Origin of the sequence: Limosilactobacillus reuteri (genome assembly GCF_034259105.1) — a bacterium.
GTDB classification, from domain to species: domain Bacteria; phylum Bacillota; class Bacilli; order Lactobacillales; family Lactobacillaceae; genus Limosilactobacillus; species Limosilactobacillus reuteri_G.
The window spans coordinates 1,812,218-1,836,879 of the sequence record NZ_CP139478.1; the positions used below are offsets into that span (position 1 = coordinate 1,812,218).

The following is a 24,662-nucleotide window of genomic DNA, read 5'->3' on the forward strand; positions in this document are numbered from 1 at the left end:
CGGCACGTACAATTTATTATAGCAAAGGTGGGTTAAAGATGAGCTTAAACATTATGCGAAAAGAAAGTCTCGATCGGTATCTTGGTGAAGACAAGCTTTTCGTTAAATCAATGAATGCTCGTGATCTCATGGCAATTGGGATCGGTACTGTTATTGGTACTGGGATTTTCATTCTCCCTGGAACAATTGCCGCAAATTCAGCTGGACCAGGAGTGTCATTGTCATTTCTGTTTTCAGCGATTGTCTGTGCGCTAGCTGCAATGTGTTATGCTGAGTTTGCTTCTGCATTACCAGTTGCTGGGAGTGCATACTCGTACGGAAATGTAGTGTTTGGTGAATTCCTTGGCTGGTTGCTTGGATGGGCATTAGTTCTTGAATACATGTTAGCTGTTGCATCTGTTTCTACAGGTTGGGCAGCCTACTTCAATACATTGCTTGAAGGATTCGGTATTCATCTTCCTAAAGCACTCTCAGGTCCATTTGATCCAGCCCATGGTACCTACATAAATATCGTGGCGGTTGTAATTGTTCTTTTAATTACAGTAATGCTTTCACGAGGAATGCAATCCTCATTGCGTATCAATAACATTGCTGTTTTCCTTAAAATTGCAATTATCTTGATCTTTATTATTGTTGGTTTCTTCTTCATTAAGTCCAAAAATTACCATCCTTTCCTTCCATACCACATGAAGGGTGTGATTCACGGGGCAACGATCGGTTTCTTTGCTTACCTTGGTTTCGACTGTGTTTCCAGTTCGGCTGCCGAAGTTAAGAATCCTAAACGAAATATGCCTCTAGGAATTATTGGGACACTTGCTGTTGCAACAATCTTATATACTGGTGTTGCCGTAGTCCTAACTGGGATGGTTAAGTACACCAAACTTGACGTTGCCAATCCAGTGGCATTCGCCTTACAGATGGTTCATCAAGACTGGCTGGCAGAATTATTGTCAATTGGGGCTTTGATCGGAATGTTCACAATGATGGTTTCAATGATCTATTCTAGTTCTCGTTTGATCTATGCAATTGGTCGTGACGGTTTGCTTCCTTCATTCTTAGGAAAGCTTGATAAAAAGAGCCACTCGCCACAAGTTGCATTATGGATTGTTGCGATTATTATCGCCGTCATGGGAGGACTTGTTTCCCTTGATCAACTTACAAGTTTAGTTAACATCGGAACCTTGTTTGCTTTCATGCTCGTTTCATTCGGGATTATTCCGCTTCGTAAGCGAAAGGATATCGGTAATCGTGGAGGCTTTAAGGTGCCCCTCTACCCTGTGCTTCCAATTCTTTCTGGTCTCGCCTGCCTTGGCATGATGACCCAGTTGCAAAAAGAAACATATATTGGAGCAGCAATTTGGTTTGGAATCGGAATTATCATCTACTTCACTTACGGCTACTGGCACAGTAAGTTAGCAGATAAGAATTAATAGCAAAAAATTTAAGAGTTATGTAGAGAGTGAGAAAATTATTTTTCCACTCCCTTTTTATTTAAGATAGCAATTTGCATTAAATACCATCTTTTTGTTAAGGTAGTATTACTTACTTTTTTATTCACAAGGAGGAATCAATTAGTTAGGCCAAATTTTGATCACATATGCCTAATTTTTTATGGAATATACAAAGAAGAATTACAAAAAAGCACCTTTATCATCAATTCACTTTCGAATATATTTTGCCCTCGCTCTTGGACAAATTGCTTGTGGTTTTGCTCTTGGAATTAGTGGAACTGCCCTTTCCCAAGCAATCGATTATATCAATATTACCGACTTTTGGGTTGGCCTAATTGGTGCTGGGAGTTTAATTGGACTCGCTGGGAGTGCTTTAATGGGTAAAATCGCTGACCAATTTGGCCGGCGAAGAATGTTGATGCTCGATATGTATCTTTTTTCTATATTTTCTCTTTTACAATTAGTAACAATGAATCTTATTATCCTGTTTATCTTACGGATTTTAATTGGTTTAATGATTGCCATTGACTATACTGTTGGGAATGCTCTATTGGTAGAATGGTTACCAGCAAAAGAAAGCGGACGCCTACAAAGCCAACTAATCATTTATTGGACAATTGGCTTTATTACTTCATACATCGCGGGAATTTTAGTAACAGGGTTTGGTGCTCATAATTGGCAAGTTATCCTTGCATCAAGTGTCGTTCCGGGACTGATGGCTGCAATCTATCGGTCAATCTTCCAAATTCCTGCATCTCCGAGCTGGTTAGCAAGTCAAGGGAGAAATAAAACTGCTCAAAAACTAATTCAAAAACATCTCGGGAAAAAATGGGGATTATCATTAAAACAAATTCGTAGTAAAAAACCAAAAGATGTCTCTCTTAAAACCCTATTTAATCCCCCTTATCGCCGAAAAACCATTGTTGGTGGCTTATTCTATGCTTGTCAGGCATTTTCATTTTTCGGTATCAGTATCTTCTTACCAATTCTCCTAAAAAGTATGGATCTTGGTAATAACAACCTCTCTGGGATTATCTATAATAGTTGCGTCCTTATCGGCGTAATTTTCGGTAGTTTAATCTTCAAGATTCTTAGCAGGCGGATGTTTTTGGTAAGAACATTTTTCCTTTCAGCAGCAGCCCTTATCTTATTAATAATTGGCAATAACTTTTCACCTTTCTTCCAAATTAGCGTTTTTGCGATCTTTGCGATAGTCTTATCTTCAGGACTTGTCCTTGATTATCCATATCCAACAGAACTATTTGATGTTAAGGTTCGAGCCAGTGGAGTTGGTACTTGTATCACTATCAGTCGTTTTGGGGCTGCTAGTGGAACATTCTTATTACCAATCTTAACTCATCTTGGCGGTCCCATTTTAGCAATGCTAGTTTGTACTCTTGTTTTACTTATAGGTGGTACTATCTGTCTTTTATGGGCACCTGAAACTTCACCAAAATATATTTAACATTAATAATAGAATGGTCGGAAAAATTTTAAATTTTTCACCGACCATTTTTAGTTTTAAACATCAATCCAATAGACTAATCAATTTTTAACAAATAAATACTTACGATCATGATAAATCACAAAAATACCAGTAATAACAAATAAAGTAATCATGCTAACTCGCAAGTAAAACATCCCGCGACTATATTGCAGCTCCTGTTGGTGATCGATATACGGAATAAGGAGCGCGCTCTTATTATCAAGTTGAAAATATGAAATTAATTCCAAAGCACCAAATAAAATAATTTAATTACAAAGCGAACCAAATACGGATAGTTTTTGATCGATACTGCTATATTTATCGGGAACTTGTTTTCGTGCCCACTTTCCTAATAAGATGGCACAAAAGACTGTTATCGCTGTCCCAAGCAAATATAGGTAATCGGTATACGTTAAGAATAAGCCAAGAGTAAGACAGATAAGGGTAGTTTTATAGCGAGTAGTTAATGGAATCTTTTGCAATTTAGGACTCAATGCGCCTACTAACATTCCCGAAAGCATCAATTCGATAAAAACAATGAAAATCCAATAAGCTTTATTCTGTTGAAAAGCAAATAGTAAAGTATAGATAATGACATAATTCTTGATCGCTCCGAGCCAAATACGAAATAGTTTAAAAGGTTGTCCCAGAATATTTCGTAGTTCAAGGATAATCCCAATAATTGCTAGCACGATTAGGGCCTAGCTAAAATCAGAAATTTGCCCCGTCTTCTTAAAGAAACTAATAATAAAAACCACGGTAAGCACGGCGATGGCAGGAAAAGCCGTTTTTAAATTAAAAGAGAATTTTAAATCCAATGGTGTCTTATCTCGTTTAACAACAACGTAAGCGTAAATAACTTCCAAGCCCAGGAAAAAAGTATAAAAAACAAAACCGACAACTAACGGCAGCTTCATCAGTAAAATCCCGAGGGCGATCAGTCCGATAATTACACTAAAGCCCGCGATAACATTTACTCGCTTCAAATCAATCCCGGAAATTTCCTTATTAGGATCGCCGAGCAATTTTAATCCTGTCACGCCAAAACCGATCAAGATCGCCGCCAAGCTAGCAAGCCACTCAAAGCGAAAATAAATTCCAATAGAAGCAAGGGTTCCCCCAATAAAAGCAATAACCGAACAAAACTTAGTAACACCAGACCAAGAAGCTAAATTTAGGCGTCCATCGAGAATAAAGGGCATTACTTTTTCAACGGTGTAAACAAAAATGAACGGCCAAACAAATGTGATTATATTTGCATGGGCAATGATAGAGAATGCAAATAGCAACGTTGGAAATAGAATATAGCTTCGAGCAACAAATTCATGGTTAATTGCTAAAATTTTCTTCATAAGCAACCTCCGATCACTTTGCCTTTTATTTTTAGTAAACCACATCCCCTTATAAAAGAAAAAGAATAGGACTCCTAACATGATTTTTAATGCTAGAAGTCCTATTAGCTTTTTATTTAGCAAACATCTTAAATTCTAAAAATAAATCATTGTATTCACCTAAAACGCGTAATGGCAAATCACGATATACTTGCAAATGCTTCATCGTTGTTTCAGGAGGATAAAAAGCTTTGTCATTAGTAACTTTCTTAGGTAATTCTTTTTTAGCCGCTTTATTTGGTGTCGCGTATCCAACGTATTGAGCATTTTGAGCCGCATTTTGGGGATCTAACATAAAGTTAATAAATTCGTAAGCCGCCTTTTTATTACGTGCTGCTTTAGGAATCACCATGTTATCAAACCATATATTGCTTCCTTCGCTTGGCACAACATAGTGAAGGTGCGGATTAATATTCATCATTTCGCGCGCGTCACCAGAATAGGTCACACCCACGGCTGCTTCATTTTGCTCCATGTACATCTTCATCTCATCAGCAATAATCGCTTTTACATTGGGCGTCAACTGCTTTAAATGGGCCTGCGCAAGCTTCAATTGATGGTAGTTAGTCGTATTAACAGAATGATGCTGAGTAATAAGTGCAACCGCAAACACATCCCGCGCACTGTCAATCAACATGACATTATTCTTTAAGCGCGGATTCCAAAGTTGTTCCCAATGCTGGACGTCTTTGCCATTTACTTTTTGATCATTATAGATAATACCTAACGTTCCCCAAAAGTATGGTACAGAATAACGATTGTCGGGGTCAAAAGAACGATTTAAAAATTGCGGATCAATATACTTAAGGTTAGGTAATTTCTGATGGTTAAGAGGTGCAATTAAATGCTCCTTTTTCATCCGTTGAACAGTGTATTCACTCGGCACAACGACATCATAATTAGTCCCACCTTGCCGAATCTTGGTTAACATTGATTCGTTGCTATCAAAGGTTTCATAATCTACATGATAGCCAGTTTGATGTTCAAATTTCGTTATCAATGCTGGATCAATATAGTCTCCCCAATTGTAAATTGTCAGAGTTTGTTTTCCACCACCAGTTTTTTGCTGGTTGAGAGCAACATCCCCAAGCGCTAGCAAAATACAAATAACGACAATTGCGAGGAATGCAGTAAATATCTTTTTCATTGTGCATCCCCCTCTTTAACAGCCACAATCCGTGTCCGTCGACCGCCCCGTTTACTAATAAGGTAATAGCCAATTACTAACAGAAGCGAAACAATAAACATCAACGTAGAGAGGGCATTGATTTCAAGGTTAATTCCTTGCCGCGCCCGCGAATATATTTCCACCGATAATGTCGAGAAGCCATTTCCAGTAACAAAGAAGGTCACAGCAAAGTCATCAAGTGAATACGTAAAAGCCATAAAATAGCCCGCAAAAATACCCGGGGCAATTGACGGCAGTACTACCCGAGAAAGAACTTGCCAGCGACTGGCCCCTAAATCATAGGCAGCATCTACTAATGTTGGGGACATTTCATTTAATTTTGGCAACACCATTAAAACAACAATTGGAATACAAAAGGCAATATGGCTTAAGAGGACTGAGACAAAGCCTAGTCTTACCCCCAGCATGGTGAAAAAGATTAAAAAGCTTGCCCCAATAATTACATCGGGCGAGACCATTAAAACATTATTCAAGGATAATAAACTATTCTTCCACGGGCGCCGTGCATCCTTAATTGCCAAGGCTCCTAATGTACCGATAATCGTTGCTAATAGTGACGCCAAAAATGCTACTAACAAGGTATTAATAACAATGGTAATCATTCGCGTATCCGCAAGCAAATCCGCATAGTGTTGCCAAGAAAAGCCATGGTATTTTTCCATTGTTTGTCCGCTGCTAAAGGAAAAAACAACTAGATACAAAATTGGCGCATATAAGATCACAAAAACTAACGCCAGGTATGCTTTTCCCCATGACCATCGCCGCTTTTTCATTAATGGCGTCCTCCTTTCTGTTTCTTATCACCAGTCATAAACATAATAATAAACATTGCGATAATCAGCACGACCCCAATCGTTGAACCCATTCCCCAATTTTGCGTTGTGAGGAAATGTTCTTCAATCGCAGTCCCTAAAGTAATTACACGATTTCCACCAATCAAGCGGGTAATCATAAAGAGGGAGAGCGATGAGATGAAGACCGCTTGGATTCCAGCTTTTACGCCCGGCATAGAAAGGGGCCAAATCACTCGGCGAAAGGTTTGCCAACGAGTAGCGCCCAAGTCATAGCTGGCATTTATTAGTGACGGGTTAATTTCGGCAAGATTATTAAAAATTGGCAAAACCATAAACGGAATTTCAATATAAGCAGCCACAAACATAAAACTGGCATCCGTGAACAAAAGCTGGTGGCTTCCAAGACCCATAAACTGGAGGAAACCGTTAATTGTCCCCGTTCGACTAAACAAGCCGATAAATGCATAAGTCTTCAATAATAAGTTGATCCATGTTGGCAAAATCACCAACAATAGCCAAAACTGCTTATTAGGCAATCTATTCAAAACATAAGCTGTCGGATAACTAATCACCAATGTCACAAGGGTAATCAAAAAGGCATACCAGACAGAGTTAAGCGTCATCTTAAGATAAACACCCGATGTCAGGTATTCAGCATAGTTATTAAGGGTCAGCTGACCATTGATATTAAAAAATGATTGATAAAGGATCAATACCAATGGCGCAATCACAAATAGGATAATCCACAATGCATATGGGACGATAAACATCGCTTTTTGCCGCATTAGTCCCCCTCCTCATAGCTATCAAGGCGAGCATCAAAATCTTCTTCACTTTCGTTATACCGCATAACGTGAATATCTTCGGGATCAAATGTAATCCCTACTTTAGCCCCGACCTTTGTTTTATGAATAGAATTGATCTTCCACTTATGGTTACGTTGGTCAATCACCGTAATTTGATAATCAACGCCACGGAAAAGCTGGGTTTCAACAGTGCCGACTAATTTTCCTTTCTCAACCGTCGTAATGTCAAGGTCTTCTGGCCGGATGACAACTTCAACCTTTTCGTTTGGTTTCATCCCCGCATCGACACAATCAAAGTCTTGACCATTGATTGAAACTACATAGTCTTTTTTCATAATGCCCGGGACAATATTGCTTTCACCGATAAAATCAGCCACAAAATGGTTAAGCGGTTCATCATAAATATCAACGGGCGTCCCACTTTGCTGGATCTTACCGTCATTAATAATCATAATCTGGTCACTCATGGCTAATGCTTCTTCTTGGTCATGAGTAACAAAGATAAAAGTAATCCCCAGCCGCCGTTGCAATTGCCGCAATTCAGTCTGCATTTGAACTCGTAACTTATGGTCCAGCGCAGACAAGGCTTCATCCAACAATAGTACTTTCGGCTTATTAACTATTGCCCGGGCAATGGCAACTCGCTGTCTTTGCCCACCAGACATCGCGGTAATTTCCCGATCATCATAGCCATCTAATTGAACCAGGTGCAAAGCTTCTTTTACGCGTTGTTTAATTTCTGCTTTTTTGACACCCTTAATTTGTAATCCAAAGGCAACGTTTTCTGCCACATTCATATGAGGGAAAAGGGCGTAATCTTGAAAGACGGTATTGACTTGCCGTTGATTGGCTGGAATATCATTGATTTGCTTTCCATCAAAATAAATTTTTCCACTACTAGGATGATCAAAACCAGCAATTAAGCGCAAAATCGTTGTCTTTCCTGATCCCGATGGTCCTAATAAGGTATAGAATTTACCGGCCTCAATTTCAAAGCTTATATCACGCAACACAACGTTATCATCATACTGTTTACTTACATGCTGAAATTCCATTATGCTTTTTACCATCAGCGTTTCTCCAATCATCATTTTTTAAACTAAGTCTTAGTATAAAGTATACGCCTTAAATCGCAACACTGTTTATCCTAAGCAAATTATTATAAAAGTGCGATAATTAATATATCAAATTTTATGGTGGATTATAGAATGAAGTTAGCCACCCAGTTGGTGGTAAATAAAAAACGCCATTCGGCGTGACATCAGGTATCATATTAAGTGAACCAAACCTATATGAAAGGATGTCCGTCAAATGACGCACTTAAATGATACCATGTCTACTAGTTTATTGACTACTCATAAAAAGAATGCTCATCTTACTAAAGAAGAACGTGTGATGATTGCGACTTTAAAGTCGCAAGGACTTTCCAATCGCGCAATTGGTCGCCAATTAGGAGTTAATCATCAAACAATTAATAACGAGCTCAACCGTGGTACGGTCCGCCAACTTCGTCGTCAAAAATCTAATGGTAAGATTTACGAATATTCTTACTACATCTATAGTTATGAAGCTGGTCAGGCCACATATCTTGAACATCACCGCCATTCTGGTCGTCGTCGCTTATATTATTCTTCAAAGCAATTTTTACGATTAGCTGATCAGCTAATGCTTGGTGAGTTTGACGACCACCATTACTCCCCACAAGCGGTTATTTATAAGGCTCGAGATTTAATGAATGATGGCACCCTGATCCCAAAGTCGGTTGTAACTTTATATCAATGGATTAATGAGGGTGTGCTTCGTACGTCCAATTTAGACCTCTTTGAAAAACCTAAACGTAAGCATCATCGAACTCATCCGCAAGCTAAAAGGTGCTTAGGGCCTAATATTGCTCAACGACCTCAAACTGCGGACCAACGGTCCGAAATTGGCCATTGGGAACTAGATACAGTTCAGGGACAGAAAAACGGTAATGACAGTGTTGTACTAGTAATGACTGATCGCCTTTCACGAGTTAATATCACGAGTAAAATTGCTGGTAAAACTGCGCATGCAGTAAATCAGTTCTTTATAAATTTACGCCAGAAAATGGGCACAGATGCTTACTATCGCATCTTTAAGACAATAACCTCTGACAACGGTTCAGAATTTAGTGAGTTAACACAAGTTCACGATCATGTTTTCTATGCTGATCCGTATTCCCCTTGGGAACGTGGATCCAATGAGATCAATAACCGGTTTCTCCGCAAGGAGATTACCAAAGGTGAAGCTATAAATAACTATAGTAGTGCTCAGATCATAGCGACTAATGATTGGATGAATCACTATCCACGAGCTATGTTTAATGGACATTCGTCAATGGATATCTATCGTAAGGCCTTCTACCAAGAGATATCACAGCTCCATCAACCAATAATCAATTGGTCAGTATTATTTATTTGAGTCCAGTGGCTAACTTATTCTTGAAATTTAGGGATATTTTTAAAATATGATTCATGAATAATTAAGGCAGATTGCAAGAAATAACTTGAACGAATTTAGTGACGTAGATTAATCAAGAAGATCTCGATTGGTGTGTGCCAGTTAAGACATTTAAGTGGTCGGGAATTCAGATACCAATTGATTTGAACCAGCTGGCGATCGCTCAGCTCTTCAATGGCTTGTCCCTTGGGAATAAACCGTCGCAAAACTCGATTACGGTTCTCATTACTACCGCGTTCGTGCGGTGAATAGGCATGGGCAAAGTAAACCTGAGTACCCGTTAGCTGTTCAATTGCCTGATAGTTAGCGAACTCTTTCCCATGATCCACGGTAAGCGTCTTGAGCTTGTCTTGAAGTTGACTAGCTAGTTCAAGTACGGCTTGAGTCATGGACTGACTGTCGCGACCATGGAGCCGTTTAACAATTGTCAGGCGACTCTTACGCTCCACAAAAGTCGCCACAGCTTGACCTTTACGTTTGCCAGAAAGTACGGTATCAGCTTCAAAGTGGCCGAATTCTTGGCGAGTTTCGACTTTATGAGGACGCTCCTCAATGGAGCGGCCGTGACTGAACGTACCACGCTTTTCTTTAGCACGATGACGACGAATTCCATGATCAGGCAAATCGGGTAACTGTACATCAAGCCATCCTTGATCAATCCAGTTATAGACCGTCTTGTAGGCAATCCCAACTACATGGGCAACTTGTTCAGGGGACCACTTCTGGACTTGAATCTTTTCCTCAATCAAGTGCTTAAGGCTTTTAGTGAGTGAAGACTTCCGCCCCCGTTGACTAACCTTGCGTTCAAAGTCAGTTTGCGCTAGTTCAGCTTGATACCCACTATTTAGCCGGTGAAGTTCGTTAAAGATGGTGGTCTTACTAAAGCCTAAGTAGTTAGCGATGTATCGCAAGGAACGTCCTTCATTATGAAGCGTTTCAATGACAACACGGTTCTGGAATGATAAAATAGTGGTGCTCATCAAGGTCCTTCTTTCTAATGGATTGTGTGGTAACACCATTAAAGACCTTGATGGGTTTTTCTGTCCACTTAAATGTTCAACTTAAATTTTACAATCTGCCTTAATAAAAAGACCGAGAAACGGCACTATGTCCCGTCAAGTATACAGATCAAATAGATAAAAATTTTAGGCAGCTTGATTGCGGAATTGTTCCGCGGTCAAGCCGTTTTTGCTTGTGTAAGCGCGTTTGGTATTAAAGTATTCAATGGCTCCTTTGACGAGCTGTTCTAGCTCTGCTAGCGTCTTAGGACGATTATGTTTGTTAATCCAGATTAGCTTGAAGTCATTCCACCAACGCTCTATGGGGGAGTTTTCCCAAGGATGACCGGGGTGTGACATACTATGAATACAATTTTTAGAGGCTAAGTAGTCGTTGAACATACTTGAGCAGTAAGCTGATCCGCGGTCAGTATGGATCATTGGTTGCGCATCAGGTTCAACCGTAAAAGCACGATTAAAGGTTTCAATTACTGCTGATGAAGTTTCTGTGTCTGAAATATTGTAGCTTAAAGCGTAACGACCATATAAATCTAAAATAACGTGTACTCGTACTTTATGAAGTGTGTGTTCGCCGTAGGCAACTTCCGTTGTGTCGGTAACCCACACTTCATTTTTAGTTTCACGGTCGAATTGTCCCTGCAATAAGTTGTCATTGATGTATTCTTCATGGCGTTGAATTCGATTGCGCTTCTTCTTCCTAATATTTGCTCTAATTCCATGCTTACGCATGCAATTAGTTATTCGTTTTAATCCAGCGGTAAAGCTTAAACGGTTTTCAAAGCTTAACTGTGTAGTCATCGCTAAATATCCCAGCGTCCAATTATGTTCTTCTTCTAACTCTACAATCGCTTCAAGTAACTCTGCTTGCTCATTATGATATCGACTTGGCTTTCGATTGAGCCATTTGTAATAACCATCTCGCGAAGAATCAGCTATTTTACACAACTGGCTAATTGACCATCCATTTTCTTGATTTAGTTCTTTGATGGCTTGGTACCGGAGTCCTTTTCCACCTCCCGATTGCGTATTTCTGTTAATTTTTTTGCGAACGCAATCTCCATCTCTTGCTTTTCTAGCTGAGCCCTTAATAAGTGATTTTCTGCCTTGAGTCGGTCAACTTCCGTCCACTTCTCTTCTGGCTTAGCTTTGCCTCGGCGATCACGAAGTGATTCTGGGTCATTACCGCTTTTGCGATACTTTTGATACCAGCCATAAACTTGTTGGTAACTAATATGGTACTTTTCAACTGCCCAATTGTAGTTCACATCATGCTTAATCAACTCTTCAATGATAGTAAGTCGTTCTTCAAAGTCAGTCTTTCGTCCACTCATTTTTGAATCTCGCTTTCTTGGCGTATAGGCCTTTAAGTTAGATTCATTATACCGGATAATCCATTGTTCTAGTTGCCTTTGAGATCGTAAACCGTGTTTTATCGCAAATAAATCTAATGCCTCATCTGTTTGTTGATATTGTTCAACCAATGAGTTTTTAAATTCTTTAGAGTAGCTTTGATTATGATGACTTGTTTGAAGTCCTGGCATTCCCTGATACTTGTATAGAAGACTCCACCGCCTGATAGTTTTTTGGCTAATCTTGTACTTAGTTATTACCTTATGGATTCCATTTCGTAAAACTTCATTGAGGATTAAGAGTTTTTCCTCTGCTGAGTATTTAGATTTTCTTCCCATAGAAAAAGCCCTCCGAGTATAAGATGAATTTTCTATTTCATCTGTATACTCAGAGGGCATTATAGCCAACGTTTCCCCGGTCTTTTTATTAATTATTAAACGTATTATTTTCAACATTCCGAATAAAGTCAGCGAGGTGCTTGTAATAAACATCGGGGTTATCTACCATGTGGTGGTGACCACCATCGGGAGTAGTAACTAGCTGTGAATTTGGAATGAGACTATTCATTGTCTTAGCAGTTTCGATTGGCATCGTTTCGTGTTCACCAAATGTAATTAAAGTTGGCACCTTAATGTTCTTCAGTTGGTCACGGAAATGCCAGTCTTTAAGCTTACCGGTAATCACAAATTCGTTATCACCTTGGAAGACGTTGTAAACCGCCGTGCCGCCAAGGTCTTTAAGATGATAAAGCTTGGATGGCTGCTTCCGGTCAACGTATTGTTCATTCATTACTTGAACGTATTCTTGATACTTAGGATTACTGTAATCATTCTTGGCTTCGCATTCTTTCATAAAGGCAACCGCTTCTGGAGAAAGAGTCTTTTCCCGTAATTCATTAACTCGGTCGACATATTCATCAATTTCGTCAACCATTGAAGAAATAATTGCGCCTTTAAGATGTTGCCCATACTTAACAGCGTATTCTTGAACTAAAAGGCCACCCCAACTTTGACCGATAAGATAGAAATTGTCTAAGCCAAGCTTTTCTCGTACTTCATCTACTTCATCAAGGAAATATTCGTAAGTAAGGTACTTCTTCGCAATCTCAGGGTCAGAAAAATCTGGTTGATCAGAATAGAGTGAACCTAATTGATCATACATTGTTACCTGAACGTTCAGACCTTGCTTCTTTAATTGTTCAGCAGCGTCTTCCCAGTATTCATGATTGCCACCAGGACCCCCATGCAAAGCCAATAAATGAATATCACCTTCACCTTGGGTATTCGTCCATAGATGATAGCCATTATCAAGGGTAATAATTTTAGTGCCTTGTTTCATTCTCGAATCTCTCCTTTTTATTAGTAATACTAACTATTTTACCGCAATTAGCTGAATTCTGCTAAAACTAGTTTTAACGCGCTGTCTTTTTAGTGAGCATTTAGTTCAAAATAGTAACACCTGGAATACTAAGATGACAGCCATTCAACGCTAATTGATATTCAATCCGTTCGTTGCCACGAAGCGTGTATTCGTAATCAGTGCTATAAATAATGATCCCTAATTGATGACCAGCTACAATTCGGTGGAAAATTGGTTGAAGATCAAACTTAACAGTGACAAATTGATTAGCGGCTAATTCATCAACTTGTGCTGGATTGTTTCGATTTTGCAAATTGATATGCCCACTTGCGATTACTTTATAATTAGTTGCTTCTTTTGCTAATTTAAATTCACGAAGGTCATCTGTCTTCCAGTGATAACCTAATTCAAGACCATTACGATTAAACAGAACAGGTGACATTGTAAGACGCTTGCTGCTGCCCAAGTCAACAAGCCGGGCACTAATCATTCCATAATTTTTCGAAGAAGCTACTTTTAATGTGACAGTCGGAGTTCCGCGGAGAAGCGTATCATCATTAAATACAGCAGTTACGAAGCGCCAACTAAATTGACCGTTATCATTCACGAGTGCCTTTGCCCATGCTTGGGGTTGTTTACACCATTGAAGGTACTTTTCTTCTGGTTGTTGGTCATTAAAGCTTTGGATTCCTAGTCCGGGCAAATTCGTTAGGCGATGGTCGTTAAATTGGTACTGTTTTTGTTCGCCTGCAGTCCATTGATCATATGCGGTCCAAGTTTCGGGGGTGCTATTGTCTTGCACAAGAACACTTGGCAGGGTATCATCAGCATGATTTTCTTGACCCCAGAGCTTATTAGCAAGCCAGAGATTAACCATGTCAGAGAAATCTAATGAACGAAAGGCATTGATATAAATATGTTGTCCTTGGTGAAGGATGAGTTTGCTTGTAATTGGCAGACTTTGAATGCCGTCATAAAGTGCTTTAACGTTACTAGGACGGACATTGGTATCATTAAGGCCATGCACCATCATCACGGCAGCTTTGATGTTTTCGAGATCATGCCGATAATTGCGGTGGTCCCAGAATTGATTATAATTACCAGTCGTCCGATCCATTGCTCCTTGCATTTTAGCGATATATTTATCATTTACTTTTTCAATTCGGCGGTAGTCTGCGGGACGTTTGGTCCGACTGAATGTTTCATCGGCTAAAACGTCGGTGTCTTCTCCTTGAAAGCCGCCGGGTGCACGGACAAGGCCATTTTCTCGGTAATAGTCATACCAGCTGGAAATGCCAGCTTCACTAATAATTGCTTCGAGGCCAGGTACACCAGTGGTTGCGACAGCGGTGGCTAGAGTGCCGAGATATGAGCGTCCTGTCATTGCGACTTTACCATTACACCAGGTCGCCTTGATTGTGGTACCGCTATGACGTTCAGTAAAGGCTTGCCGATCACCATGAAGCCACTCGACGACAGCCTTCATCGCATCAGTCTGTTCTGGAGAACCACACGTTTGCAGACCGTCCGAATCTTTGGTACCAATTCCGGCTGAATAAACAACCGCATAACCACGGGCGGCGAGGTAATTATTTAGTGTGTAGGCTGGCGTGGTACTAAATGTCTCAGTAGCTTGCCGGCTTTCGCCAGTAACTTTTTGGCGTGAAAAGTCAGTCGGAAATTTTTCTTCAGTCGGGGCCTGATAATCAGGATCCTTATGTTTCAAAGGAAGATTGACGTTATGCGTTGCTTTTTCACCCCACTCATCGTTTGTTCCTTGATTATAAGGACTAGCAGTAAAGACAACGGGAACTTTTAGTCCATGGTCCGATTCGATTGGCCGCATAATTTCCACTTTAACTAAATCTGCTTTACCATCAAAATCAGTATCCATATCGGTCTCAATGTAAACAACCTCACGAATGAATTTAGCAGGATCAAAACTAGCAAGCGGCTTTCCATTGAAAAAGAGTGGTTTTTGTTCAGCTGGAAGCTGGTAACTCCAAGCCATAAAGCCCTCTGCCGTTAAATGATCAATAAGCGATTGACCATTTTTGTTGTGAGTATTTAAAAGAAGGTAAAAAGCATCGGTAACGTTTGCGGTTGTCCATTTTTGATGTGATTCGACTGGCAAGCCAATTTTCTTAACTGTAGCAAGGGGATCTGTAATATCAAAATCAACTGCGGCCTCAAAATCGAGTAGTTGGAGAGCGACGAGGTAAAATACTTCATCGGTTAATATTTGATTCTGGTCAAACCAATCATCAAGAGCAAGGTCAGGAGTAGCTAATAGGTCATGAAGCCACTGTTTAGTGATGATCGGTTGGGCACTTGCCATATGAATTCGTGCTAAGAAGGTTTCAAACATTGCGTTCGGTGTTAAAGTTTGTTCTTCGTTTTTCCGAAGCAAGTGAATCTGCATTAATTCTTGGCGCCGTGCTTGTGGTGTAGTCGAAGTAATACTAAATTGATTGATTTTCATCTGGAACACCTCGTATAAAATTTGATATCCTAAATTTCAAGAATAAGTTAGCCACTGGACTCAAATAAATAATACTGACCAATTGATTATTGGTTGATGGAGCTGTGATATCTCTTGGTAGAAGGCCTTACGATAGATATCCATTGACGAATGTCCATTAAACATAGCTCGTGGATAGTGATTCATCCAATCATTAGTCGCTATGATCTGAGCACTACTATAGTTATTTATAGCTTCACCTTTGGTAATCTCCTTGCGGAGAAACCGGTTATTGATCTCATTGGATCCACGTTCCCAAGGGGAATACGGATCAGCATAGAAAACATGATCGTGAACTTGTGTTAACTCACTAAATTCTGAACCGTTGTCAGAGGTTATTGTCTTAAAGATGCGATAGTAAGCATCTGTGCCCATTTTCTGGCGTAAATTTATAAAGAACTGATTTACTGCATGCGCAGTTTTACCAGCAATTTTACTCGTGATATTAACTCGTGAAAGGCGATCAGTCATTACTAGTACAACACTGTCATTACCGTTTTTCTGTCCCTGAACTGTATCTAGTTCCCAATGGCCAATTTCGGACCGTTGGTCCGCAGTTTGAGGTCGTTGAGCAATATTAGGCCCTAAGCACCTTTTAGCTTGCGGATGAGTTCGATGATGCTTACGTTTAGGTTTTTCAAAGAGGTCTAAATTGGACGTACGAAGCACACCCTCATTAATCCATTGATATAAAGTTACAACCGACTTTGGGATCAGGGTGCCATCATTCATTAAATCTCGAGCCTTATAAATAACCGCTTGTGGGGAGTAATGGTGGTCGTCAAACTCACCAAGCATTAGCTGATCAGCTAATCGTAAAAATTGCTTTGAAGAATAATATAAGCGACGACGACCAGAATGGCGGTGATGTTCAAGATATGTGGCCTGACCAGCTTCATAACTATAGATGTAGTAAGAATATTCGTAAATCTTACCATTAGATTTTTGACGACGAAGTTGGCGGACCGTACCACGGTTGAGCTCGTTATTAATTGTTTGATGATTAACTCCTAATTGGCGACCAATTGCGCGATTGGAAAGTCCTTGCGACTTTAAAGTCGCAATCATCACACGTTCTTCTTTAGTAAGATGAGCATTCTTTTTATGAGTAGTCAATAAACTAGTAGACATGGTATCATTTAAGTGCGTCATTTGACGGACATCCTTTCATATAGGTTTGGTTCACTTAATATGATACCTGATGTCACGCCGAATGGCGTTTTTTATTTACCACCAACTGGGTGGCTAACTTCATTCTATAATCCACCATTGGTTTGCGATAAATTATCTGTTGAATTAAAAATATAATAATATTTATAAAGTAATTTGCGATTACCATCATATTATTCAAATTCTAGTGCTTCAATCTTTCCAGGAATAGAGGTACTTCGAGCGTATCTTCCTCCTAAATAAGTAAACAAAGCAATTAAAATACCAAAAGTAATGAGGGCGATATATCCCCACCGCTTATTATTTTTTCTGGGTGTAATTTCACGTGAAACTAGCTGATGATTACTTTGACTTAGCTTCGTATGACATACCGAACATTCTCGTGACCCTAATGCATTAACTTTTCCACAATTAGGACAGACCAAGGCAAGCATTCGCCCTTTAAGTGGTTTCCCACAATTCTCACAGACTTCGGCATCGTCTGGATTTAATGTGTTACAGTAGGGACATTTTTTCATTTAGTAATCCCCATTGAAGAGCTATGCATTGCCATTCGCTTATCGGGATAGAGTTTCTTAGCGAGGGCGGTTACCGCAGTCGGTGCTTCCCCAAAGCCGGCCGCAATCAACGCGACTTTCCCCAGATAGGTCACACCATCCCCGATCGCGTATACCCCTTCAATACTGGTCTCCATCATTGAATCAACCTTGATCAAGTTGCGCTCTGCTGCTAAGTCAAGAGACCACTGATTCAAGGCCGCATTATTAGAGGTAAACCCATAGTTAACTACAATCTTATCCACATTCAATTGCGCTTCATCGTCACTACGCATCTTCTTAAGATCGAGCGTTACCGTCTTATCATCTTCTACCGTTAATGCGCGTGGTAAGAAAGGCGTATCCAGTTGGACAGATGATTGTTTAAGCTGAGTTACAGTATGCTCTAAGCCACGGAATTGGTCCCGCCGATGGACAAGGTGCACTTCCTTGGCAACCGGTTCAAGCATTAAGGCAATATCAATCGCGGAGTCTCCCCCACCAAGAATGGCAACCCGCTTGTCCGCATAATCAGCTTTATGATTAACAAAGTAGGAAAGTTGTTTGCCTTCAAGCTCAGCTGCTCCCTCTAAACCGAGCTTACGGGGAGTAAACGCTCCGTTACCGAGAGCAATAATTACTGCTCGTGACCGTGATACCCGCTTTGCTGATTTGATGGTAAAGGTTCCATCATCTTCTTTGATGACGTCCTCAACAGTTTCACCAAGGAATTGATCAATCGGTGCCACTGCCATTTGTTCTTCTAGCTTAGCGATTAGGTCACGTCCAGTTACGCCTGGCATTCCCGCTACATCCCAAACTTGTTTTTCAGGATAGAGCGCCCCTACTTGCCCGCCAAGTTTCGGAAGGCTTTCAATTAGCTGGGCATCTAATTCATGAAGGCCACAATAAAATGAAGCAAACATCCCTGCTGGACCTCCACCAATAATTGTCACATCATAAATTTTCTCTGCCATTTCTCCTCTAATCCTTTCATTTTCATATTTAAAATTATTATATCATCTTTATTTTTGATGAAATTTCGTAAGCGGTCTCAAATTTTAATTGTAATTATTCCAAATTTAAATTAACATATTATATACAGAGATTGATTTTGCTTAAAATTGGAGGAATAAATACTATGGCAAAACGTAAAATGATTCTTGATTTAGATACTGGTGTTGATGACGCTTTAGCTATTGCCTATGCGCTCGCTGACCCAGAAGTTGATCTAATCGGAATTGTAAGTTCATACGGTAACAACCTATTAGATGTTTGTGCCGAAAACAGCCTTAAGTTATTGGAATTATTAGGTCACACTGATATTCCAGTATTTAAGGGTCTTCCACATTCATGCACTACCGACCACTTTGATGTAATGCAAGTTTCAAAGGATATCCACGGTGATAACGGGATCGGTGATGTTGAATTACCAGCACCAAGTCGGGCTCTTGAAGAACAATCCGGTGTTGATTTCTACATCGAAGCCGCTCACAAGTATGGCAAGGACTTAATCATCATCCCTACTGGTCCAATGACTAACTTAGCTGCTGCCTTGAAGAAGGATCCTGAAATTGCTGACTTGATTGGTAATGTCACATTCATGGGTGGTGCCTTAACTGTTGAAGGTAATGTTACTCCTGTCGCAGAAGCTAACATTAACCAAGATCCAAAGGCTGCCGATGAAGTAATGAAGTCCAACTTGCCACTTACGATGGTTGGTCTTGATGTTACTTTGCGGACTCTCCTTACTAAGAACGAAACAAAGCAATGGCGTGAATTAGGTACTGCTTCTGGTAAGGCTTTTGCTGATATTACCGACTTCTACATCGACGCTTACTACAACCTTGATATTGATAAGCGTGGTTGTGCCCTCCACGATCCATTAGCTGTTGGTGTTGGTATTGACCCATCATTTGTTTCAACTATTAGCTTATTCATGAAGGTTGTTTACCAAGAAGGACCTTACTATGGTCGGACAATCGGTGACAACGCTAAGTTAAACGATCCTAACCCTAATGTTAAGGTTGCCGTTAACGTTGACAAAGAACGTTACCTCAAGGCCTTCATGGACCGCTTAAACAAGCTTTTCAAAGAAAATTAAATTAATAAAGAGGCTGTTGAAAATAATTCTCCAGTCTCTTTTAATTTTGTAAGGCGTTATTCTCCTGTTTTTCTTCGATAGTTGTTATAATAAAATTTGTAAAGGATTGTTTTTGATTTTACTAAGGAAGTGTCTTATTAATGGGTCGTTTAGATAATAAAGTTGCAATTATTACTGGTGGTTCTAAAGGAATTGGGGCCGCTGTCGCAAAAAAGTTTATCGAAGAAGGCGCAAAGGTTGTTTTAACCGCTCGGAAGATGGATGAGGGACAAAAAGTCGCTGACCAACTAGGTGACAATGCGATCTTTATCCAACAAGACGTTGCTCGGAAAGGAGACTGGGACCGGGTAATCCGTCAAACTGTCCAAGTCTTCGGGAAACTCAATATTGTGGTTAACAACGCGGGAATTGCCGAATATGCCGATGTTGAAAAGACAAATGCTGAAATTTGGGATAAAACAATTGCTGTTAACCTCACTGGTACGATGTGGGGAACCAAGCTTGGTATTGAAGCAATGAAGAACAACGGGGAAAAGAATTCAATCATCAATATGTCATCCATTGAAGGATTGATTGGTGATCCTGATCTCTTTGCATACAATGCTTCTAAAGGTGGTGTCCGCCTCTTAACTAAGTCCGCTGCGCTTGATTGTGCTCGGAAAGGCTACGACATCCGGGTAAATACAATTCATCCTGGTTATATCTCAACTCCACTAGTTGATAATTTAGTCAAGGATGACCCAAAGGCAGAAGGACACCTAGAAAGCCTTCATCCCCTTGGCCGTCTTGGAAAGCCAGAAGAGATTGCTAACCTTGCTTTATACCTTGCTTCAGACGAATCAAGCTTTAGTACTGGTTCAGAATTTGTCGCTGATGGTGGCTACACGGCTCAATAATATTCACAAGGACAAAAACAAAAGGATCATTGCCAAACTAGATGACAGTGATCCTTTTTGTTTCACATTAAATTCCGAATTACCAATGAAACTGCCAAAATCAATGATCCAATCCCGACAATTATTTGCATCAAACGGCCAGGCAGGTGGCGAACAATAATCGGTCCTAAGTAGCCCCCGATTACATTTCCCATCATCAACGGAATAACATAATTCCAATAAATTGTCGTCTCAAGCGCGAACACTATCCAGGATGTTGTATTTGTAACCGTCATCGCAACATTTTTTAGCGCATTATTAACGGCAAAACTCTTCTGGCGATTGATCACCGTCAGCAAAGTTAGCATTAACACTCCGGCACCGGCATTAAAGAAACCCGAATAGATCCCAACAATAAAAATACCAATGATTGATAAAAATTGGCCGATCCGTGATTTACCAAATAATTTACTGTTTCCTCCCATTGTCCCTGTACTTTGCTTCGGATGATGGGGAAACAACAAGATAATTCCGGCTAACGCAATGCATAATGGCACCAGTTCCGCAAACCACTTACTGGGGACAGCAAATAGCAAAAAAGCCCCAATAATGGAACCAGCAAATACCAATGGCAAAATAATCCATAATTGTCGCCGATTATGCTCTAATTCCTTAAACGATGAAAAGACCGAACTATAGTTACCAGTGACTGTCGAAAATGCACTCGTTACGTTTGCCATCACTGGCGGTAACCCCAATGCAAGCAGTGAAGGATAGGAGACTAGTGATGCCAAACCAGCGGCTGCACTAATAATCCCCGAAAGAATCCCAATTCCTAGTAATAATAAAACAAAAACTACTCCACTCATTTTTGAACCATCCCTTTAAATGCTAGTACTAATTGTAAACCACTTTTCTAAGATAAGTAACCTAATTAACGATTGCATTCCGTTATAATATTAGCTATGATAGTAGAGAACAAATCTGGGGTGCCAAACGGCTGAGATAATACCCATTGAACCTGCTCTGGTTAATACCAGCGAAGGGAGATTCAGTGATATTAACTTAATGATTAACTCCATGATTTTTTGTCATGGAGTTTTTTTGCCCTTATATCTTAAGGAGTTTTATTATGACTAAACGTTCATTACATTTGCGTGACATTATTTTGCTTGCCCTAATTGGAATTATTTTTGGTGTAATTTATTTTGCAGCCGGCTTTGTCTATAACGGGCTAACCGTTCTACTGACACCAACTGGTTATGGTCCAATGGCGAATGATTTAACAATGGGAATCTGGTGTATGGCTGGACCGCTTGCCGGCTTTTTGCTTCGGACACCGGGAGCGGCTTTCCTTGGTGAGTTTTTGGGAGCAGCCGTTGAAATGCTTCTCGGCGATCAGTGGGGAGCAGCCAACCTAATTTCTGGAGCAGTTCAAGGTATCGGGTCTGAGTTAGGTTTTACTTTTACGCTTTATAAAATGTATAACTGGTTGACCTTGCTCATCTCATCCCTCACCCTTACATTTGTTACCTTTGGCTGGGATTGGTTCCGCAATGGTTATAATCACTTCAGCGGACAAATGCTCATTATTATGCTCATTGCACGCTTCATTTCAATGTTTGTCTTCTCTGGAATTCTGGTTAAATTAATTTCTAACCTTCTCCAACGAGCCCACTTAATTAAACACTAAGACTATGAAAAATATACGTTTTAAAGATCTTTCATTTAATTTTGATCAGCGATCCATCCTTAAAAATATCACCGCCGAATTTACTGCTGGAAAGATTCACTTACTTACCGGAGTTTCTGGGAGCGGCAAATCCACCATTCTCAAGTTAATCGCTGGGCTTTTGCCTAAATATGGTGGTGAAATAGTTGCTGGAGCAGTCGAAGTGCCAACTAATGCCCAAATTGGGATGGTATTCCAAGATCCGTTAATGCAATTTGCCCTTGATACGCCACGCCATGAATTAGAATTCACTCTGGAAAACTGCCAGGTACCAACTGACAAAATTCCAGAACGTGTTAAAGAGGCTTTACGCTTCAGCAAAGTTGACGACCTTGCTAACCGGTTAATCACCACTCTTTCCGGTGGGCAACAACAGCGCGTGGCTTTAGCAGCTGCTACGGCAATGCAACCAAACGTCCTCTTATTAGATGAACCCTTTGCCAATATTGATGAAGAAAACCGGCAACTTATCCTTAAACAATTAGTACACCTCAACAGTGACTATCACACAACAATTATCATTACTGATCACGATTTGCATGGTTACGAGCAACTACATCCACTAGTTTGGCAATTAACTAAGGGGCGCCTTGCCCAGCTTTCCAGTAAAGATAGGGACCAACTTTTAGCAGAAAGCGTTAATCCTCAAGTTGCCACTCCTCTTCCCCCGTCAACCTTGCCCGCGATTATCAAATTTGATGAATTAGCAATAAAACGAGAGAATCATTTCTTACTTTTACCAACCAATTTAGGCATTGTTAAAAATAAAATAACTTTATTAACCGGGCCGAATGGGATTGGTAAATCTACCCTTCTAAAGGCAATTTCCCGGCTTTTGAAATATGAAGAAAAGATTGACTATGAGGGGGAAAGCATTCAAAAAATATCACCCGGAAAATATTACAAGCATCTGGGATTGATTTTCCAACATGCAAACGATCAATTCCTAAATGTAACTGTTGGTGAAGAACTGGCATTAGGCTTTAAGACTTGCCAGAACCCCTATTTTAATCAGCAACAAGTCAACGAAGCATTAACAGCTCTTGGCTTGAACGGAAGAGAAGATCAAGTTGTTTATTCTTTGAGTGGTGGTCAAAAGAAAAAGCTGCAAATCTTGCTGATGTTAATGCGCGGACAAGAAACATTATTGCTTGACGAACCATTTACTGGTTTAGATCCGGCATCTTTAAAGACTGTCCTGCAACTAATCAAAGTATCCCAAAAAGAAAAACCACAAACTTTGCTAATTGTTAGTCATCAATTAAGCGGACTTGATGGTTTCATTGATTATCACCTTACAATGAATCATCAACGTCTTAATTATGTTGGAGGGAGTTATGAATCCTAGTTTAAAATTATTACTTGTTATTTCGCTTTCACTTGAGCTGACTTTTGTGACTAAGCTGTGGATTAACCTGATTGTCATTGTGGTGTGTTTGCTAATCCTTATTCATCAACGATTTCACTGGCGACAATTTTGCTGGTTGGCTTTTGTCCCCCTCTTTCCGGCGCTAGCTATTTTCATTACAATTGTCTTCTTTAGTCCTAGTCATAGTCTCTTCGATGGAACCGTTCTTTTCAGTCGACTTTACGTTTATGTCTGCCTTGGAACGGTCTTTACGTTCACAACCGATACCTTAACGCTTACTCGCTCATTAGAACAAAATTGTCACCTTCCCAGCAAATATGCTTATGGGGTGCTCGCTGCTTTTAATCTGATTCCAAAAATGAAACAAGCCGTTACAACTATTTATACGGCAGGACAAATGCGGGGCGTTAATTTACATTGGTGGTCACCAACGCTCTACTTCAAAGCGATTCTGGTTGCGATTCAATGGTCAGATCAATTAGCACAAGCCATGGAATCACACGGTTTCGTTGAAGGACAAGCACGAACAGCTACCGTGGATATTCCAATTACCAGTCGCGATTGGCTTTATTTTTTGAGTATTATTTGCCTTGTACAGATAATTGTAATTGCGCTTCCCTAAGATTACATGCGATAATAATATAAAAAGAAGGGACTGATATAGTGAACGATAATAATTTAACGGACCGGATCGTTAATGCTTTATCCTATTTAAGCATCTTATTTTTACCAGTTATCTTTCCACTAACCGTGTGGATAATTGCCAAAAGCAGTGATCGACCAACTATTGCTAAGAACGCTCGCTATGCATTTTGGAGTCAAATTTTCCCATTGTTATATGTAATAGGCGCAATTTTAGTCTTTAGTGTCTTTTCATTAAACCCCGCTAACTTCCACGGGGGCGCATTGTTTGGAATTCTCCTAACATTTGCTCTTTTATTAGCCCTTTTGTTATTTATTTATAATATTGCCATGGCCGTGAAAATGCTGATTGGCCGTGAGTAAGCTAAGAGAGTAGAGACCAGGAAA

General features: G+C 40.0%; 24 protein-coding genes and 1 riboswitch. Of the genes, 9 read left to right on the top strand and 15 right to left on the bottom strand.

The window, feature by feature from the left end:
* The first annotated feature begins 38 nt into the window (after window positions 1–38).
* Window positions 39–1,430 (top strand): APC family permease, encoded by a 1,392-nt coding sequence (locus SH603_RS10045; RefSeq protein ID WP_169471042.1) that lies wholly within the window; start codon window positions 39–41, stop codon window positions 1,428–1,430.
* A 181-nt stretch (window positions 1,431–1,611) separates the two neighbouring features.
* Entirely contained in the window at window positions 1,612–2,916 is a 1,305-nt protein-coding gene (locus SH603_RS10050) for an MFS transporter (protein ID WP_169471043.1), read from the top strand.
* Between the two features lie 287 nt (window positions 2,917–3,203).
* Here SH603_RS10050 and SH603_RS10055 read toward each other — a convergent pair whose 3' ends face one another.
* From SH603_RS10055 to SH603_RS10080, 6 genes are all read right to left on the bottom strand, one after another.
* Window positions 3,204–3,629 (bottom strand): hypothetical protein, encoded by a 426-nt coding sequence (locus tag SH603_RS10055; protein ID WP_225436779.1) that lies wholly within the window; start codon window positions 3,627–3,629, stop codon window positions 3,204–3,206.
* A 9-nt stretch (window positions 3,630–3,638) separates the two neighbouring features.
* The gene (locus tag SH603_RS10060) at window positions 3,639–4,289 is read right to left on the bottom strand and encodes a hypothetical protein (RefSeq protein WP_225436778.1); all 651 of its coding nucleotides are present in this window, start codon (window positions 4,287–4,289) and stop codon (window positions 3,639–3,641) included.
* 112 nt (window positions 4,290–4,401) lie between these two features.
* Window positions 4,402–5,475, bottom strand: coding sequence for an ABC transporter substrate-binding protein (locus SH603_RS10065; RefSeq protein ID WP_152744893.1), 1,074 nt, complete (start codon window positions 5,473–5,475; stop codon window positions 4,402–4,404).
* Window positions 5,472–6,290 carry an ABC transporter permease gene (locus SH603_RS10070; RefSeq protein WP_102816872.1) on the bottom strand — a complete coding sequence of 273 codons (819 nt, stop codon included), beginning with the start codon at window positions 6,288–6,290 and terminating at the stop codon, window positions 5,472–5,474. The genes SH603_RS10065 and SH603_RS10070 overlap by 4 nt, the downstream gene beginning before the upstream one ends.
* Window positions 6,290–7,096 (bottom strand): ABC transporter permease, encoded by an 807-nt coding sequence (locus SH603_RS10075; RefSeq protein WP_169471537.1) that lies wholly within the window; start codon window positions 7,094–7,096, stop codon window positions 6,290–6,292. Before SH603_RS10075 ends, SH603_RS10070 begins: the two co-directional genes overlap by 1 nt.
* On the bottom strand, window positions 7,096–8,187 hold the full coding sequence (locus tag SH603_RS10080) for an ABC transporter ATP-binding protein (protein ID WP_169471538.1): 1,092 nt from the start codon (window positions 8,185–8,187) through the stop codon (window positions 7,096–7,098). Before SH603_RS10080 ends, SH603_RS10075 begins: the two co-directional genes overlap by 1 nt.
* Window positions 8,188–8,428: 241 nt before the next feature.
* On the opposite strand from SH603_RS10080, the gene SH603_RS10085 reads away from it, so the two are divergent.
* Window positions 8,429–9,559, top strand: a complete 1,131-nt coding sequence (locus SH603_RS10085) for an IS30 family transposase (protein ID WP_013923736.1) — start codon at window positions 8,429–8,431, stop codon at window positions 9,557–9,559.
* A 95-nt stretch (window positions 9,560–9,654) separates the two neighbouring features.
* Here SH603_RS10085 and SH603_RS10090 read toward each other — a convergent pair whose 3' ends face one another.
* The 8 genes from SH603_RS10090 to SH603_RS10125 all read right to left on the bottom strand — a co-directional run bounded on the left by SH603_RS10090 (window position 9,655) and on the right by SH603_RS10125 (window position 18,530).
* Entirely contained in the window at window positions 9,655–10,578 is a 924-nt protein-coding gene (locus tag SH603_RS10090) for an IS30 family transposase (RefSeq protein ID WP_321533676.1), read from the bottom strand.
* 165 nt (window positions 10,579–10,743) lie between these two features.
* Window positions 10,744–11,706 carry an IS3 family transposase gene (locus SH603_RS10095; RefSeq protein ID WP_318635842.1) on the bottom strand — a complete coding sequence of 321 codons (963 nt, stop codon included), beginning with the start codon at window positions 11,704–11,706 and terminating at the stop codon, window positions 10,744–10,746.
* The gene (locus tag SH603_RS10100) at window positions 11,592–12,305 is read right to left on the bottom strand and encodes a helix-turn-helix domain-containing protein (RefSeq protein WP_169472742.1); all 714 of its coding nucleotides are present in this window, start codon (window positions 12,303–12,305) and stop codon (window positions 11,592–11,594) included. The genes SH603_RS10095 and SH603_RS10100 overlap by 115 nt, the downstream gene beginning before the upstream one ends.
* An 88-nt stretch (window positions 12,306–12,393) precedes the next feature.
* The gene (locus tag SH603_RS10105; protein ID WP_003669047.1) at window positions 12,394–13,305 is read right to left on the bottom strand and encodes a proline-specific peptidase family protein; all 912 of its coding nucleotides are present in this window, start codon (window positions 13,303–13,305) and stop codon (window positions 12,394–12,396) included.
* Between the two features lie 100 nt (window positions 13,306–13,405).
* The gene (locus SH603_RS10110) at window positions 13,406–15,808 is read right to left on the bottom strand and encodes a Xaa-Pro dipeptidyl-peptidase (protein ID WP_321533917.1); all 2,403 of its coding nucleotides are present in this window, start codon (window positions 15,806–15,808) and stop codon (window positions 13,406–13,408) included.
* Between the two features lie 60 nt (window positions 15,809–15,868).
* A complete protein-coding gene (locus SH603_RS10115; protein WP_013923736.1) occupies window positions 15,869–16,999 on the bottom strand; it encodes an IS30 family transposase in 1,131 nt (376 codons plus the stop codon).
* Between the two features lie 191 nt (window positions 17,000–17,190).
* Window positions 17,191–17,535 carry a zinc ribbon domain-containing protein gene (locus tag SH603_RS10120; protein WP_321533918.1) on the bottom strand — a complete coding sequence of 115 codons (345 nt, stop codon included), beginning with the start codon at window positions 17,533–17,535 and terminating at the stop codon, window positions 17,191–17,193.
* The gene (locus SH603_RS10125; protein WP_169471586.1) at window positions 17,532–18,530 is read right to left on the bottom strand and encodes an NAD(P)/FAD-dependent oxidoreductase; all 999 of its coding nucleotides are present in this window, start codon (window positions 18,528–18,530) and stop codon (window positions 17,532–17,534) included. The genes SH603_RS10120 and SH603_RS10125 overlap by 4 nt, the downstream gene beginning before the upstream one ends.
* A 164-nt stretch (window positions 18,531–18,694) precedes the next feature.
* On the opposite strand from SH603_RS10125, the gene SH603_RS10130 reads away from it, so the two are divergent.
* Together SH603_RS10130 and SH603_RS10135 are read left to right on the top strand one after the other, a co-directional pair.
* Window positions 18,695–19,657 carry a nucleoside hydrolase gene (locus SH603_RS10130; RefSeq protein WP_003664874.1) on the top strand — a complete coding sequence of 321 codons (963 nt, stop codon included), beginning with the start codon at window positions 18,695–18,697 and terminating at the stop codon, window positions 19,655–19,657.
* 140 nt (window positions 19,658–19,797) lie between these two features.
* Window positions 19,798–20,553 (top strand): glucose 1-dehydrogenase, encoded by a 756-nt coding sequence (locus SH603_RS10135; protein WP_016496503.1) that lies wholly within the window; start codon window positions 19,798–19,800, stop codon window positions 20,551–20,553.
* Between the two features lie 62 nt (window positions 20,554–20,615).
* Here SH603_RS10135 and SH603_RS10140 read toward each other — a convergent pair whose 3' ends face one another.
* A complete protein-coding gene (locus SH603_RS10140) occupies window positions 20,616–21,401 on the bottom strand; it encodes a sulfite exporter TauE/SafE family protein (RefSeq protein ID WP_169472779.1) in 786 nt (261 codons plus the stop codon).
* A 106-nt stretch (window positions 21,402–21,507) separates the two neighbouring features.
* A riboswitch (TPP riboswitch) is annotated at window positions 21,508–21,597 on the top strand.
* Window positions 21,598–21,664: 67 nt separating this feature from the next.
* On the opposite strand from SH603_RS10140, the gene SH603_RS10145 reads away from it, so the two are divergent.
* Genes SH603_RS10145 through SH603_RS10160 form a run of 4 tightly spaced genes read left to right on the top strand, consistent with a single transcriptional unit; the run spans window position 21,665 to window position 24,638 of the window.
* Window positions 21,665–22,225, top strand: coding sequence for an ECF transporter S component (locus SH603_RS10145; RefSeq protein WP_169471583.1), 561 nt, complete (start codon window positions 21,665–21,667; stop codon window positions 22,223–22,225).
* A 4-nt stretch (window positions 22,226–22,229) separates the two neighbouring features.
* On the top strand, window positions 22,230–23,612 hold the full coding sequence (locus SH603_RS10150) for an ATP-binding cassette domain-containing protein (protein WP_169472777.1): 1,383 nt from the start codon (window positions 22,230–22,232) through the stop codon (window positions 23,610–23,612).
* The gene (locus SH603_RS10155; protein WP_169471581.1) at window positions 23,602–24,255 is read left to right on the top strand and encodes an energy-coupling factor transporter transmembrane component T family protein; all 654 of its coding nucleotides are present in this window, start codon (window positions 23,602–23,604) and stop codon (window positions 24,253–24,255) included. The genes SH603_RS10150 and SH603_RS10155 overlap by 11 nt, the downstream gene beginning before the upstream one ends.
* A gap of 41 nt (window positions 24,256–24,296) precedes the next feature.
* Window positions 24,297–24,638, top strand: a complete 342-nt coding sequence (locus SH603_RS10160) for a DUF4870 domain-containing protein (RefSeq protein ID WP_169471580.1) — start codon at window positions 24,297–24,299, stop codon at window positions 24,636–24,638.
* Window positions 24,639–24,662 lie beyond the last annotated feature (24 nt).